We start from the raw sequence: 15158 nt of genomic DNA, 5'->3' as shown, positions 1-15158 counted from the left end.
TCTCTGATCCTTGCCACTACCGCCAGCGTCCCCGCCAGCACCGCCGCCCACATCGGGGTCATCCCGTTCACGGTCCTGCTCCTCGTCTCCGTCCGGCTCCTCGCCGCCCCACAGGTCGAACGCCAGCTGCGTCGGGGACGGCTGCGCGCGACGCCGCGGCATCGCTACCGGCCTGGCGCTGTGCCCGGCTCGTCGCCGAACTCGAACAATGCGGGGCCCGCCCACCCCGGCGTCGCGGGCGCGGCGTCGAGCACCGAGTCGCGCAGCTCGGACTCGGTGTCGCCGGCCAGCCGGTCAGCGCGCTCCAGCAGCAGGTCGATCGCGACCCGGATCAGCGTGTTCTCCGTCAGCCGCGGCCCGCTGCGCACCACCCGCCGCCTCGTCAGCACCTGGACCAGGCGCGACAGGGCGACGTACTGGTCCTCCCGGACCCGTGCCTCCTTGCGCGCCATGCGCCGGTAGTACGGGGTCGACGGGCGGGACCGCGGCGTTGCCGCCGTCCCGGTCGCGTCGTCGATCGCCGACGGCCCATTCGTCTCGCCCATCCTCGACCGCCTCTCGTGTCTTTCCGTGTCATGTATTGACACGATGGAAGCACGGTGTGTATAACCGTGTCAAGGATAGACATTGTGTATCCGTGACGCGGAAGGACAAACTAGGGAGGTGAAGATCGACGTGCGTACCCCCGACGGCCAGCACATGACGTGGCAGCACGCCACGCTGCCGCTCGGGTCCGCGTTGCGGATCGCCCCGGCGTTCACCGCCACCGCCACCGCCGAGGACATCTCGGTGGAGACGACCATCCACACCCGCTTCGACACCGACGCCGGCCGCTACATGGTCACGGCAACCGCGCATCGCCCCATCGAGCCAGCGATCGAGATCACTCCCGCGGTGCTACGCCAGGTGCGACTGGGCGAACTACTGTCCGCCGCCGTCCCCTACTGCGTCGCAGTGGACGACAACGACCTCGGCACCGGCACCGTGCGAGAACTGCGCGGCGAGGGCGAACGACTCCTCCCCGCCTGGATGACGGAAATGATCGCCCAGGCCGGGCCCACAGCGAACACCCTCGAGATCGTGCAACTGCTCTACGGGATCGCCGCGCTCGCCGCTCGGCCCCCGATCGTGGCCGTCGCCGCCGAGCTCGGGATCTCCGAACGCACCGCCCGCCACTGGATCGGCAAGGCCCGCAGGGCCGGGCTGCTCGACGGCATCAGGTACACCGTCGGTCGCCAGCCAGATGGAGCCCACCGACCCGAATAGCACCCGCACCGCGCGCCCTCCCTTCGAGGGCGACACCGGGAGCCTGTTCTACTCCGAGACCGAGGCGGCAGCGCGCCTGGGTCTGCACCGCACCACCCTCCGCGCGCTCGCTCTCGCGGGGCTCTCTCCCGTCGAGCCCGTTGCCATCACTCCGCACCGCCGCGTCTATCGACGCATCGACGTCCATCGGCTCGCCGGCATCGAGACATGAGCATCACCACGCGGCGGGTGAAATCGGGCGCTCTCCGATACGACGTGCGGATCAAGCACGCCGGCCAGCTCGTCGCGACTCGCACCTTCCGGCGCCAAGGGGACGCCGAGACCTGGGAACGCGAGCAGTACAGGGCTCTGCAGCTCGGCGAGTTCCTTCCCCCGAGCCAGACCGCGACGCCATTCGCCAAGGTCGTGGCCGCGTTCCTCGAGGCTCGGCGCGACCAGGTCGCCCCGCACACCTGGCGCACCGACAGCGACAACCTGAAGGCCACGCCCCGCGCCTGGGCCGCGCTCCCTGTCGCCTCCATCGGCAAGGGGGACATCCTCCGCCATCTCACCGATGAGCTGAAGACCAAGGCGCGCTCCACGGTGTCGCGCTCACGCACCACCCTGAGCGCGCTATTCAACTACGCCGTGCAGGAAGAAATGCTGCTGCGCAACCCTGTCCGCGAGGTGAGCATGCCGCCCGGCAAGGAGCAGAACTCGGAGGATGTCGAGACCTTCACCGACGCGGAGCTCGCCGACACCCTCCGGCGGCAGTACGCGCTCAATCCGCTCATGGCGGAGGTCACCGAGTTCATCAGCCTCACCGGAGTGCGCTGGTCCGAATTGCGGTCGCTGCGCGTGCGTAACCTTCAAAACCTGACCCACCCGGCCGTCCGCGTCCTCCGAGCCCAATCGGACGGGTACGAGGAGAAGGGCACCAAGACCAGGAAGGGACGCACCGTCCCGCTGGTCGCACGCGCCTATGCCATTGCAGGGCGCCGGGCCGAGGGCCGCGACCCCGACGAGTACCTCTTCGCTTCGAAAACCGGGCGACAGCTGAGCGGCAACCTCTTCCGCCGCTACCTGAAGTGGGGTGAGACGGCGCACGGCTTCACGATCCACGCCCTCCGCCACTACGCCGCTTCCTCGTGGCTGCGGGCCGGTATCCCCGTCAACCAGGTCTCCGAATGGCTCGGTCACAAGAACCCCAACACGACGCTGCGGATCTACGCACACGTGCTCGGGGAAGCACAGGACATCGCCGCGATCGCCCGCCTGAACGCGATCGCGCCACCACCTCCGCCGCCGTCGGACCCGCGGCTCAACTACCAGTACCCACCGGACGCCGGCGATGGGCTCAGCGGTCCGTAGCGCAGCGGCTTCAGAGTCCTTCGAGGCTCCGCCACGAGGTGCCGTCCCATAGCCAGCCGCGTCGCGATCGCTGGTGCACGACCCATAGGTGCGTCACGGCGGGGTCGATGCGCGGGGCGAGCGAGGGGAGCCCGAACTGGCCATCGTCCCAGGTGGGTGCGTCGCGGCTTAGTGGGCGAGCGATGTCGAACCGCGAGTCGTCATCGAGCCAGACGAACAGGTGACGCTGCTCGGCGCCCGACGAGCTGAGCTTCGCAGGGTTGTCGGGCTTCCGGCCGAGTTCGGCGACGAGACCCGCCAGCGCTTCGTCGCTGCCGCCGACGGACCCACCGCCGCCGAGGGACGGGATGATCCGGTGTGAGTGTGACGGATCCGCATGATCATGATGGGGTGCAGCTAATGCGCGCTCGACCCCGGCTTGCAGCAGCGGAAGGTAGATGTCGAAGAGTGGCCCTCGCTCGAGAACATGGACCTGCGCCGGCTGATCCCAGAAGGACTGCTCACCGGCGGCCTCGAGCTGGAGGAGCAGCGGGTGGACGCGCTGCAGGAACGTCTTGAGTCCGGACTGCGTCTCGGACGCGAACACCAGCCAGCAGTTCTGAAGCTCACCCTCCGGTACACCTGCATCTCGAGATGCGCGCAGCGCGCTGCGACTCGCAGCCTTCCATCCGTCCGTGACGCGCGTGACCTCGAGCGCGATCCGCCCATCTACCGACCGATAGTCGACGCCACCGTACTTGTCGGCGTGCTCGAGCAGGACCTCCAGCACGCGCTCGACGATCTCCTTCGCGTCGATCTCGTCGGGGTGCTCGCGGTTCATCGGGTCCTCGTCTGTCAGGTCGTCCGAACTCGCTCAGCCGGCGGGTGCGAGCAGTTCGCGGATCGGCCGGGACGATGTCAGGACGATAGACAGCGTGCGGACACCAAATCCGGTGCGCCATGCAACGAAAACGCTGGCCAGCAAAAGAGCCGCTGACCAGGCGTTTTCTTGGCGGAGACGGAGGGATTTGAACCCTCGGACCCCGTGAGGGGTCTCCACCTTAGCAGGGTCAAGACACTCGGGACGTGGCCGCAAGACTCGGGAGTGGATGCCACTAGTAGAGCGCCATGCACAAAGGGGAGATGACTACAACTGTCCCCCTGCTGTCCCGGCTCACCGCTCCTTGGACCCGCGTAGGCCGTCGGGACGACGTGGCGCGCCCTCGCCACGGGCTAGAAGCGTGCCGGCCAAGAGAAGCCCCGGACGAACCGCACGGACGTGGCCACCATGGCGGCGGAGTAGCCGAAACGGTGCGCGACCGGAACCCGGGTCGCCCAGCCCGGATGCGGCAGCCCATCCCCACCAGGCCGACTGGGGCCCGCGCCCCTCACAAGTCCCCCGCCCATTTGGTCGCGATATTCGGGTCGGGTGGTTGACCAATTTCGCAATGAATACACCGCGCTGCCTCTTCAAGCCGTTGCCTCCATTGAGTTTTCCGTGCCCACGGACGCCGAAGGCAACATTGGCGAAGAAGCGTAAGCAGATTTTGTAGCGCGTTCGCAGAGAGCGACAGCCCTCCAAGACGGTGCAGAGGAGCTGTAAGGGAGTTGGCCCAGACAACTGCCCCTACCTAGCTCAAGCGACGCCTCCGACGTCAGAGAGGTCTCGCTCACTGACCCGCCCACATTTGCGTTTCTCAAGCGCGAAACGGGATGGAAACCTATGGTTCCGTGCAGCCCGCGAGGCTCGACGCCGGGCGGAGGCCAGGTCACCCAACGGGCGATGCGCCTTTCGGTGTCACCACGAGCCCGCCTCCGGGCTCGCACGACAGCTGACTCCCTCGGCCCGAATGTGTGAGACCGCCCGTTTGCGGTAGCGCGCTACCGAGCGTCCCGGACGAACACCTGAGCCTCCCACGGCCCCAGGCGCCCATCCACTCGCGGCACGTTCGCCCCGATGTTCCCGAGCACGGGCTCCGCATCTTCCCACGCCTCGGCCTCCGGCAGTTCATACGTCGCCGCTGTGCCGACGAGATTCGCAAGCACGAGAACCTGCCGCGCCTCCAGAGTCCGCAAATACGCGAACACGGTGGGATGCTCCCGCAGTAGGAGCTGGAAGCTGCCGTGCGAGATGGCACGTTCGGAGTGTCGGAGCGCGACGAGAGCCTGGTAATACGCGAATACCGACTTGGGATCGCGTCGCTGAGCATCCGCGTTGATCCGGTCGAAGTTCGGGTTCACCGGGATCCACGGCTCGGCCGTCGTGAAACCGGCGTTCGGCTCAGCCGCCCATTGGAATGGTGTGCGCGCGTTGTCGCGGCTCATGATGCGCAGGGCGGCGAGGACCGCATCCGGAGCGACGCCGCGCAGCTGCACGGCCTCGGCGTAGTGGTTGAGCGATTCGATGTCGCGGAATCCGGTGATGTCGGCGAACGGCATGTTGGTCATGCCGATCTCCTCGCCTTGATAGATGTACGGAGTGCCGCGTTGGAGGTGGAGGACGGTCGCCAGGGCGGTTGCAGATTCACGCCAGTGTTCGCCGTCGTCCCCGAATCGGCTCACGACGCGCGGCTGGTCGTGGTTGTTCCAGTACAGGCTGTTCCAGCCGGCCTCCGCCAGGCCGTCCTGCCACCGGGCGAACGACTCTTTGAGATCGCGGACGCTAGCGGAACGCGGGTCCCATTTGCCGCCCGGTCCGTGGTCCAGGCCGACGTGCTCGAACTGGAAGACCATGTCCACTTCCCGGCGCGACGGATCCGTGAACAGTTGCGCATCCTCGACCGTGACGCCCGGCATCTCACCGACGGTCAGGAAGGCGCCCTCGCGGTGCCCGAAGACGCGCTCGTGCATCTCCTGCAAGAACTCGTGGATGCGCGGACCCTGGGCATAGAAGGGGAAGCCGTCGCCGTAGAGGGCGCCGGGTGCGACGACGCCATCCGGCAGCGACGGCACCTTCGAGAGGAGGTTGACGACGTCCATCCGGAAGCCGTCGACCCCCCGATCGAGCCACCAGTTCATCATGTCGTACACAGCACCCCGGACCTCCGGGTTCTCCCAGTTCAGGTCCGGCTGCTTGCGCGAGAACAGGTGCAGGAAGTATTCGCCCGACGACTGGTCGTACTGCCACGCGGATCCCGAGAAGAACGACCCCCAGTTGTTGGGCTCCGCCCCCGGCTCGCCACCGGCGAAGCCCTCCCGGGGTGCACGCCACCAGTACCAGTCGCGCTTGGGGCTGTCGGGCCCGGACGCCGATTCGACGAACCACGGATGCTCATCCGACGTGTGGTTCACGACCAGATCCATGACGAGCTTCATGCCCCGCGAATGGATGTCCGCCAGCAGCTGGTCGAAATCGTCGAGAGTTCCATAGATCGGGTCGATCTGCTGGTAGTCGCTGATGTCGTAGCCGTTGTCGTCGCCCGGCGAGGCGTAGATCGGCGACAGCCAGATCACGTCGACACCAAGCTCCTCCAGGTGGTCGAGGTGCTGGGAGATGCCCCGCAGGTCGCCGATGCCGTCGCCGTCCGCATCCGCAAAACTCTGCGGGTACACCTGGTAGACGACGGCAGAGCGCCACCACGGATCTTCCTCGGCCGTCGTGCGCGGCGGAACCGCGGTCGGCAGGAGCGTGACGTCGGTCATTCCATTCCGTTCGGATCGAGATCGATGAGCACGAGCTGCCAGGTGCCGGGGACCGGCAGGGTGACCGTCGCGTGGGTGGTGCCGGCTGCGACGGGAACCTCGACGAGCCGCGGGGAGAGATCCGGGTCGGCGACGCGGACGCGGGGCGATGAACCGGCCACGCTCCGGATGCGCAAGACACCCTCGCCGATGGCGACCGGCGCTTCCTTGGGTCCGTCCCAGAGGGTGTCCGGCTGGCCGGCGAGGTTGATCAACTGCACCACGAGCCCGCGAGGGGTGCTCGTGACACGTCGCCAGACCGCTCCGGCTACGGGCTCGCCCGAGACCGGCGTTGCTGCATACGAGACGTCGATGTCGTCGTTGTACGGCCCCGCGTAGGAACCGGTGACATCGACGATGCGGGGGTCGAACAGCAGCTCGTCGTGCTCCACCATGAAGTCGTACCAGCGACGGAGTAGCTCAGCGGTCGAGGGCTCCACCGTGTGGTTGCGGACATAGTAGGGGTCCACCAGGATGCGGTCGGCCTCGCCGGCGAGGAGCTGGGTGGCCCCATGGGAGAACAGTGTCGCCATCGTGAACGCGGTCGCCCTGTCGGCCGCATCCGCTGGAACGGAGTCGTAGACATGCTGGTAGGCGGCGATGGCGACCGGTTTGCCCTCACCGGCCGCGCGGGCGCGTGTGGCGACCGCCGCCAGAGCGCCGAGGGTCACGTGCGGGTCCCACACCTCCACATACACGGCGTCTTGCGGGCTTGCGCCGGTCACCCACGTCGGGAAGTCGTTCACGTTGTTGAAGACAAGGTGCGCCTCCGGGAGGCGGTCGCGCACCCCGGCGATCAGCGCCTCGAACGAGCTGCCGACGTCGACCACCAGGCCGTCCGCGCGACGAGCGTGCTTAGGGTAGCCGTACTGATCGAGGTGGAATCCGTCGAAACCGACCGTCGCGATCGAAGCCGCGAGCTCCTCACGGAAGTGCGAAAGCCACGACACGGCCGCCGGATCGACGATGAACAGGAAGTCGCCGAGGGCGTACGGCGAGCCCGTGGCGTCGAGGAGCGCCCAGTCCTTCCACTGGTCCCACTCCTGCGGGCCGACGGCGTAAACGGCGGCATAGCCGAGCGCGCGAGCTCCGGCCGCGCGCACGGCGTCGGCGAGGCGGCGGACGGTCCCCAGGGCGACGGGCTGGCCGAGCGCATCCTCGTACTCCTCGCCACCGCCGAGCAGCTCGGCGTGGCGATAGGCCCAGTCGTAGAACTGCACGTCGGTGAGGTGGAGGCGGCGGACAGTGTCGGCGAGCCCCCGTGGATCCCGCCCGGGCGAGTAGTCCACGGTGAAGCCGTAGCGGATACGCGCGCCTGGGTCTTCGGTCACTTCGACCGCGGTTCTCGTGATGGATGCGCCATCCGTCCACTCGACCCCGTACCCGCCGGGAGCGAGCGAGCCGAGCGAGAGATAGCCGGCGCCCTCGGTCTCCCAGCTCCCCGCCTCGACGCCCAGGTGCCACAGCGTCAGCGTGCCCGGGCTGGAAGCTCCGCACAGTTCCACGCGGACATCCTCGCCCGCCTTGAACGAGGAGCGCTCCGGCAGCAACTCGGTGCGCACGATCGTCTCGCTCATCCCTTCACCGCCCCCGAGGTCAGGCCCTGCACGAAGTACCGCTGGAACACCAGGAAGACGACGATCACCGGGACGATCGCGATGATGGATGCGGCGAAGACGAGGCCCCACTGGGTCGCGTTCTCGCCCTGGAACAGCGCGATGGCGATCGGCAGCGTGCGGTGCTGCGGCGTGTTGATGATGGTGAGGGCCCAGGCGAACTCGTCCCAGCAGGCGAGGAACGTGAAGATGGTCGCCGTCGCCAGGGCGGGCTTGGCCAGAGGGATCGCTAGACGCCAATACCTCGTCCACGCATTCGCGCCGTCCACCTGCATCGCCTGGTCGAGCTCGTCGGGGATGGAGGCGAAGAATCCGCGCAGCAGGAAGGTGTTGAGCGCGAGCGACCCGGCGACGTAGAAGACGATCAGGCCGCCGAGCGAGTCGATCAGGCCGAAGAACTTCGCGATGACGAACTGCGGGATGATCAGCATCATCGCCGGCACGACCAGCCCGAGCAACAGGATGCGGAACATCCATTCGCGTCCGGGAAACCGGAACCGGGCGAACCCGTAGGCCATCATCGAACTGATCAGCAGCGACAGGGCCGTGGAGATGACCGCCACGATGACGGAGTTCACGAAGTAGAGTCCGAAGTCCTGCGTCGTCAACGCCTGGGTGTAATTCGCCGTGGTCGCCGGGTTCGGGATGAACTGCGGCGGAACCGTCAGCACGTACGCCTGGCTCTTGAAGCTGGTGGAGAGCATGTAGAGGAACGGCGTGACCATGACTACCGCCCCGACGATCAGGATGGCGATGCGAGCGGCGGTGCCGAGGGACCGGGCTCGGCGGGCGCCGAGCCGCCTGCCTGCTGGGGGCCCGGCTGCTGCAGCGGCGGCGGTGGCGGTCATGCGAGATCCTCTCCGCTGCGGTCACGGAACACGCGCAGCTGGACGATGGCGAGCACGAAGACGATCACGGACAGAATCACGGCGAGAGCGGAACCGTAGCCGAAGTCGAGGAACTTGAACGCCTGGCTGTACATGTAGGTGAGGACGACATCGGTCGCGCCGCCTGGTCCACCGCCGGTCATCAGGAGCACCGACGTGAAGACGTTGAAGCCGCCGATCACGAGCATCACCGTGACGAACAGGAGCGTGGGCCAGATGGCCGGGACGGTGACGGTACGGAAGCGTTGCCAGCGGCCGGCGCCGTCCATCATCGCAGCCTCCTCGAGCGCGCGGGGCACTCCCTGCAGCGCGGCGAGGAAAATCATCATCGACCAGCCAACGCCTTTCCAGACGCCCAGCGCGCAGATCGCGACCAGGGCCGTCCATCGGCCGGAAAGCCAGGAGACGTCGGAGTTCATCAGGTGCAGAAAGTCGTGCAGCGTGAAGTTGATGAGGCCGCCGTCGGCGAAGAGGTACTTGAAGAGCAACGACACCACGACCCAGCTCGTGATGACAGGCAGATAGAAGAGCACCCGGAACACCGGCTGGGTCGGGCTCTTCTGCTTGAGCAGAAGAGCGATGAACAAGCCGATGACGATCTGCGGCGGCACTGTGAAGAGCATGTAGATGCCGCTGTTCGCGAGGCTCAGCCAGAAATGCCCGTCCGAGAACGCCCGGATGTAGTTGTCCAGGCCGATGAACTGGCTTACCGCCCCGGCCACGATCTTCCAGTCGTAGAAGCTCATCTGCACGGCCTGAGCGATGGGGAAGAGGATCAGCGCGGCGAAGAGGAGAAAACCGGGGGCGATGAAGAGGTAGGGCGTCGCGCGCCTCAGCACGCGGCCGGCCGTCATCGGCCGCCGCGGTCGCGGCGATTGCGGCGCTGGCGGTGCCGAGTGGCGGCCGGGAGCGGTGGAGGGCCGCGGCGCGGCGGGGGTGCTCCCCGCCGCGCCCGCGGTGTCTACTCTGGTGGTGCTCACGAGGTCACTTGCCGGTCAGCAGCGGGTCGATCTGCTGGGCCGCCGTGGTGAGCGCATCCTTGACGCTGGTGGATCCCGTGAATGCCGGGGTCAGCGCGGTGTTGAGGATGCTGTCGACCTTCGCCCCCTGCGGGATCGCCAGGCGCGCTTTCGCCGTCTTCAGCTGGTCCGCGTACATCGTGTAATACGGATCGATGGCGGCCTGCTTTGACGCGTATGCCGGAATCACCGTCATCTGACCTGTCTTCGCCATGTCGATCTGGAACGACTCGGACTGCGTAAACCGGATGAACTTCTCGGCCGCGGTCTGGTGCTTCGAGGATGCGGTGAGCACGATGTCCTCGCCGCCCACGACGCTGGTCGACGGTCCGTCACCGTGGGGCACCGGTGCGTAGATCGGCTGGAAGTCCTTGTACTGTCCGCCCCAGATGCCCTTCATCCACGGGCCATCGAGGATGGTCGCGTACTTGCCGGTCGGCAGGCCGTCCGACGTGGAGGTCGCACCCTGGTTGCCTGTGATGAGGTTCGGGATTTGTCCCTCCTTATACAGATCGACGAGCATCTGGATGGCCGCCACCGACTTGTCGCCGTTCAGGTAGCCGGTGGCCTTGGTCAGGCTGGAGTTCGTGATGCTGCCGCCGTTCGACCAGATCCACGGGTAGATGTTCCAGCCGCCCAGCCCCCCGTCGGCGAAGACGGACATTCCGGTGCCCTTGAGTTTCGCCGCCATCTGCTTTAGGTCGTCGAAGGTCGCCGGCGGGGTGCTCATCCCGGCTGCAGCCAGAGCCTTCTGCGAGGTGATCAGCACGCGGGTGTTGGTGTCGAGCGGAAGCCCGTAGTACTTGCCGTTGTACTTGTTGGTCGAGAGCGAACCCGGGTAGGTCGCCTTCGAGAGGGTGCCGAAGTCGCTCATGCTGTCGGACAGCGGCGTGAGAACGCCGAGCTGGCCCAACTGAGGCACCCAGCCGATGTCGGACCGGACCAGGTCGGGCAGCGTGCCGCCGGCTGCGCTCGTGGTCAGCTTCTGGAGCAGGCTGTCGTACGGAATGTCGACGTAGTCAACCTTGATGCCGGGGTTGGCCTTCTCGAACGCGGGGATCAGTGTCTTGTTCAGTGCATCCTGCTGGGTCGAGTTGCCGCCGTTTCCATAGGATCCCCAGAAGGTTAGGGTGACGGGGTTGCTGGACGAGCCGTCGCTCGAGGATCCGGCCGAGGTGGATGAGCAGCCGGCCGCCACCAGCGCGATGGCCGCGGCCATTGCTGCTGACGTGGCCAGTGCGGTGGAACGCTTCATTGCAGTTCTCCTGTCAGAGGGTGACCGGAGCGCTCAACTCGAGCGCTCATCATGTGAATTATTTCTAGAGCAGAAAGAAGTCGGTGTCAACTTCGGGTTTTTGTCCACGTTCGTCCACCCCATTCGTTGATTGACGAAACAATCTGGCTATGCCACAGTGGGGGGACACAGAAAGGGGTCGGCGTGACGATTAGCGCTCCCTCATGGACACCCGGGACGGGTGCCTCCCGTTCGGTCGCACTCGAAGTGCTGATCAATGGGCCCCTCTCACGAAGCGACATCGCACGTCGGCTCGATCTCTCCCCAGGATCGCTGACGCGCCTGAGCGCTCCTCTCATCGAGAGCGGGCTGCTGGTCGAGACCGGCGAGCTCACGGAGGGTCGCACCGGTCGCCCATCCCGCCCGCTCGACATCGTGGCGGACTCCCGCCACTTCATCGGAATGAAGCTCACGGCCGATGACGTCCAGGGCGTCGCCACCGATCTTCGCGCCAACGTGATCAGCGCCGACCGCGCATCCTTCAGCTCGCGCGACCCGGAGTCGGTGGCGGATGCGATCGCCCAGGTCGCCGACCGGCTTGCCGGCACAGTCCCGGGGGTCACCGCGCTCGGCGTCGGCCTTGGCGGCCGCATCGCCCACAACTCCACCGTGGCGAGTGCCGCCTTCCTCGAATGGGAGGGCGTCCCGCTCGTCGACATGATCGAGGCGCGCACCGGCATCTCGACGATCATCGAGAACGACGTCGTCGCCTTCACCGAAGCCGAGCACTGGTTCGGCTACGGGCGCGGGCTCGACCGTTTCGCCGTCATCACCCTCGGCGTCGGCATCGGGTACGGCCTCGTCATCCACGACGGCATCGTCGCCGACGAGGACACCGGCATCGGACTCATCGGACACTGGCCACTGGACCCATTCGGCCCGCTCTGCCCCGCAGGCCACCGAGGATGTGCACGCAGCGTTCTCACCCAAGGAGCCATCACCCACGAAGTGAGCGCGGCGCTCGGACGCGAGGTCGGGTACGACGAGGCGCTCGACCTGGCCGTGGCCGGTGAGCCCGCCGCTCGCCGCGTCGTCGACGATGCCGGCCGGGGCCTCGGCCGCCTCCTCGCCGCCATGGCCAACCTCACCGTCCCCGAACGCATCATCCTCGGCGGCGAAGGCGTCCGCCTGTTCGAGATCGCGCGCGAGGCCGTCGACCAGGGAATCGCAGCCGACCGCGACCCGCGGGCGAAGCGCCTCGACCTCGTCGCCACCTCCGGCGACAACCTCGAATGGTGCCGCGGAGCCGCCGTCATCGCCATCCAGACCTACGTGCTCGGCACGCATCCCGGAGCGGAAAGGCGCTGACGCGCTGACGCGCTGGAGCGTTGACGCGCAGGGGCGCTGAAGCGCGCTCTCGCGCTCCAGCGCCCCGTCCGGAAGGCAGCCCACGGACGAAACCGCGGGCTGCCTACGGACTCGCAGTCAGGGTCCGACCGTGATGTTGTCGAGGTTGATCGCTCCCACTCCCCCGGTGCACCAGATGACGACCGTATGGAGGCCCGGTGTGAGGGTGACCGGTACGGACAGGGTGGTCCAGGAGTCCCAGGTGCCCTGCGCAGGGAAGGTCGGCGTGGCTACCTGCTGGCCGTCGACGGCGACGATTCGCGTAGCCGTGGAGCCACCGTTGCCGTACCGGAGCGTGAGGTGGTAGTTGCCACTCGTCGCTGCGTTGACGGTGAAGGACACGCCGCTGTTGGTCTGATAGAAGTTGTCGACGAATCCGTTTCCGGTGTAGCCGGCGTGGTTGGTGTTGGTGGTGACGTTGGTCAGCACAGCGTTCTCGGCCTCGTATTGGTTGCCGCTAGGCGTGTTGAAGCCGCGGTCGATGTAGATCATGTCCCAGGCATTCAGCTTCGGCACGGTGAAGCTGATGTAGCGGCCGTTGCCATCGGTGCCGATGGTGTAGCTCAGGTTCGTGCTGGCATCGTTGTTGCTGTCCGGCGAGGCGACATGCACCGCCGTCGGGGTCTCATCCGGCCCGATGTAGTACTTCACCGCCAGGTTCGTCTGCGCAGGCGGCGTGGCCTTACCCGCTTCGCGCCAGGTGTTGTCGTTTCCGAGCAGGTTGACGAGCTGAACGACATCGTCGCTGGAGGTCTTCTTCAGGTCGGTCCAGACAGTGTTCGCCGAAGCGTCGCCGGAGGTCGCTATGCCTGCGATCGAGAGGAGCTGCGACCCGGAGTCGACGGAGTGCACATCCGGGCCGTAGAGAAGGTTCTCGTATGCGGTGATGAAGTCGTAGTAGTTCTTCTCCCACGCGCGCAGTGCGTTGGTCATCTGCTTGTCGTGGTCGGGGAAGTAAGGCGCAGACAGCATCGAGTCGCCTTGCGCCATCCCGATGTTCGTTGCACCGGAGGCGGCGATGGCGGCGTCTTCGAGTTCGACGGAGTTGGTGTCGAGGGTCCCGAGGACGAGATTGTCGAGGTTCACGAATCCGGTGTTGCCGCTGCCGACGGAGATGGTGACCGTATGCGTGCCCGCTGTGAGAGTGGGCGTGACGATATCCGCGTCGTAGTGCCAGTTGTTCCAGTTGCTGTCGGTGGGCATGGTGACGTTGCCCAGGGTCGTTCCGTCGACGGCGACGCTGCGTGTGGCGTCGCCCGCTGCGCCGTTCGCGTACCGGAAGACGAGGCTGTAGCGGCGGGTCTCGGGGGCGGTGATCGTGAACGTGACCGTGTCGCCGGTGTTGCCGTAGTTGGCGACGAACCCGGTGCCGGTGTAGCCGGCGTGGTCGGAGTTGACGGTGAGTCCGCTGCTCAGGCTCGCGTTCTCGGCTTCGTACGTGGGGCCGGCGTCATCCTTCGTGTTCGGGTAGGCCGCGATGACCGAGGGAATGCCTGCCGACTCCTGCTTCTGCGTGTCGAGGTAGGTCTTCATCGCCGAATAGGTCTCATGGTTGTCCCAGAGCTCGCTGTACAGGTAGTCGGTCTGCTTTCCACTGGCGACGTTGTCGCCGCCGTATCCGTCGACAGCGTTGAACCCAAGCGCCTTGCCCGTGCCGAGCGCGGTTCGGGATGCGGCCACGAGTGAGGCGAGGCCCGACGGGAGATCGACGGGGTTGTTCGAGGTGTCGGTCATCGCGCCCCAGTTGCCAAGCTGGTCGAGATGCACTCCGTCGAACCCCATCGTGTTCGCCTCGTCGACGTACTTGGCGGTGATGTAGTTCTGCCAGCTGGTGTTCGCGGGGTTGAACATGTAGAGGTTCGTGTTGGGTTGGTTGGGCTTCATCTCGAAGGCCCACGGCTGGCCGGTGGACGCGTACTTCAGAGCCCAGTTCGGGTCCACCCCCGACACACTCTGGTAGTTCTGCAGGGCTGCATACGACATCGAGTACGGCATCGCCGCGGCGCCGTCGTTGTGGACGGCGGAGATGTAATTCTGGACGGTCATCGGCGAGATGACGTCGCCGTTCCAGGCGGTCCAGGTCGACGCGAGGGTGCCGTTGGCGTTGCGTTGGATCGGGTTCTCGTGGCGCCACATCCAGTCGTAGAACTGGAAGGCGTTGATGTGATATTCGCGGACCAGCTGATCGACGTCGGCTTGCGCTTGCGCCGTGGTGGTGCCGGACGGATACGTGGTGAGGGCGGCGAATCGGGGGAAGTGCTTCCAGTCACTGGACACGTCGATCGCGGTCTGGGTGGTGGATGCTCCCGCAGTTACTGTGACCAGGTATCCGGTGAAATCCGTGCTCGGGGCCGTGGTGTTCCAGGTGACCGATTGGGTTCCATTGGCTACCACATTCGCTGTCGCTGTCCCGGTGGCCACGGTGCTGCCGAGGTGCGACACCGTAAAGCCGACAGGACCAGACCAGGAACCGGCACCACTGGTCTCGGCGACGACTGCTGTCACGGTGACGGACGAGCCGGGCGCGTACCGGGCCTGGTTGACGTAGGCGCTAGTGAGAGTGGGGGTTCCCCCGGATGCGTATGCGGCGGACCCGACGAGGAGGGAGGCAATGGTGGCGGCTGCAACGAGGCTGCCTGTCAGGACGTTTCGAAGGCGCCGTCCTCGGACAGCGTGGGTGTGTGACATTTCGTGCTCCTAAGGCGTGACATCGTTGTGC

General features: G+C 66.5%; 12 protein-coding genes and 1 tRNA gene. 4 read left to right on the top strand and 9 right to left on the bottom strand.

Annotated features, from left to right (window positions below):
• Nucleotides 1–164: 164 nt before the first annotated feature.
• Nucleotides 165–545 carry a hypothetical protein gene (locus tag JNB50_RS18580; protein ID WP_208041638.1) on the bottom strand — a complete coding sequence of 127 codons (381 nt, stop codon included), beginning with the start codon at nucleotides 543–545 and terminating at the stop codon, nucleotides 165–167.
• Between the two features lie 118 nt (nucleotides 546–663).
• On the opposite strand from JNB50_RS18580, the gene JNB50_RS18575 reads away from it, so the two are divergent.
• From JNB50_RS18575 to JNB50_RS18565, 3 genes are read left to right on the top strand one after another with little or no spacing between them, the layout of a single operon-like run.
• Nucleotides 664–1266, top strand: a complete 603-nt coding sequence (locus JNB50_RS18575; protein WP_208041637.1) for a hypothetical protein — start codon at nucleotides 664–666, stop codon at nucleotides 1264–1266.
• Complete coding sequence (locus JNB50_RS18570) at nucleotides 1244–1477, top strand: MerR family transcriptional regulator (protein ID WP_208041636.1); 234 nt, start codon at nucleotides 1244–1246, stop codon at nucleotides 1475–1477. Before JNB50_RS18575 ends, JNB50_RS18570 begins: the two co-directional genes overlap by 23 nt.
• A complete protein-coding gene (locus JNB50_RS18565) occupies nucleotides 1474–2616 on the top strand; it encodes a tyrosine-type recombinase/integrase (protein ID WP_208041635.1) in 1143 nt (380 codons plus the stop codon). Before JNB50_RS18570 ends, JNB50_RS18565 begins: the two co-directional genes overlap by 4 nt.
• Nucleotides 2617–2626: 10 nt before the next feature.
• Here the strand turns inward: JNB50_RS18565 and JNB50_RS18560 are convergent, their stop codons facing one another.
• The 7 genes from JNB50_RS18560 to JNB50_RS18530 all read right to left on the bottom strand — a co-directional run bounded on the left by JNB50_RS18560 (nucleotide 2627) and on the right by JNB50_RS18530 (nucleotide 11053).
• Nucleotides 2627–3436 (bottom strand): hypothetical protein, encoded by an 810-nt coding sequence (locus tag JNB50_RS18560; protein ID WP_208041634.1) that lies wholly within the window; start codon nucleotides 3434–3436, stop codon nucleotides 2627–2629.
• A 169-nt stretch (nucleotides 3437–3605) separates the two neighbouring features.
• Nucleotides 3606–3756: transfer RNA gene (locus JNB50_RS18555), tRNA-Ser, on the bottom strand.
• A gap of 720 nt (nucleotides 3757–4476) precedes the next feature.
• Nucleotides 4477–6237, bottom strand: a complete 1761-nt coding sequence (locus JNB50_RS18550) for an alpha-glucosidase (RefSeq protein WP_179608776.1) — start codon at nucleotides 6235–6237, stop codon at nucleotides 4477–4479.
• Entirely contained in the window at nucleotides 6234–7853 is a 1620-nt protein-coding gene (locus JNB50_RS18545; protein ID WP_208041633.1) for a glycoside hydrolase family 66 protein, read from the bottom strand. Before JNB50_RS18545 ends, JNB50_RS18550 begins: the two co-directional genes overlap by 4 nt.
• Complete coding sequence (locus JNB50_RS18540; protein WP_179608778.1) at nucleotides 7850–8740, bottom strand: carbohydrate ABC transporter permease; 891 nt, start codon at nucleotides 8738–8740, stop codon at nucleotides 7850–7852. The genes JNB50_RS18545 and JNB50_RS18540 overlap by 4 nt, the downstream gene beginning before the upstream one ends.
• On the bottom strand, nucleotides 8737–9759 hold the full coding sequence (locus tag JNB50_RS18535) for a sugar ABC transporter permease (protein ID WP_307794793.1): 1023 nt from the start codon (nucleotides 9757–9759) through the stop codon (nucleotides 8737–8739). Before JNB50_RS18535 ends, JNB50_RS18540 begins: the two co-directional genes overlap by 4 nt.
• 4 nt (nucleotides 9760–9763) lie before the next feature.
• Complete coding sequence (locus tag JNB50_RS18530; RefSeq protein ID WP_179608779.1) at nucleotides 9764–11053, bottom strand: extracellular solute-binding protein; 1290 nt, start codon at nucleotides 11051–11053, stop codon at nucleotides 9764–9766.
• A gap of 183 nt (nucleotides 11054–11236) precedes the next feature.
• Between JNB50_RS18530 and JNB50_RS18525 the strand changes: the two genes are divergently transcribed.
• On the top strand, nucleotides 11237–12400 hold the full coding sequence (locus JNB50_RS18525; protein WP_179608781.1) for an ROK family transcriptional regulator: 1164 nt from the start codon (nucleotides 11237–11239) through the stop codon (nucleotides 12398–12400).
• A 117-nt stretch (nucleotides 12401–12517) separates the two neighbouring features.
• Here JNB50_RS18525 and JNB50_RS18520 read toward each other — a convergent pair whose 3' ends face one another.
• Complete coding sequence (locus JNB50_RS18520; RefSeq protein ID WP_208041632.1) at nucleotides 12518–15127, bottom strand: glycoside hydrolase family 66 protein; 2610 nt, start codon at nucleotides 15125–15127, stop codon at nucleotides 12518–12520.
• Nucleotides 15128–15158: the final 31 nt, after the last annotated feature.

Origin of the sequence: Leifsonia sp. TF02-11, assembly GCF_017565305.1 — a bacterium.
GTDB lineage: Bacteria > Actinomycetota > Actinomycetes > Actinomycetales > Microbacteriaceae > Leifsonia.
This window is presented reverse-complemented; position numbering and strand designations above follow the sequence as displayed.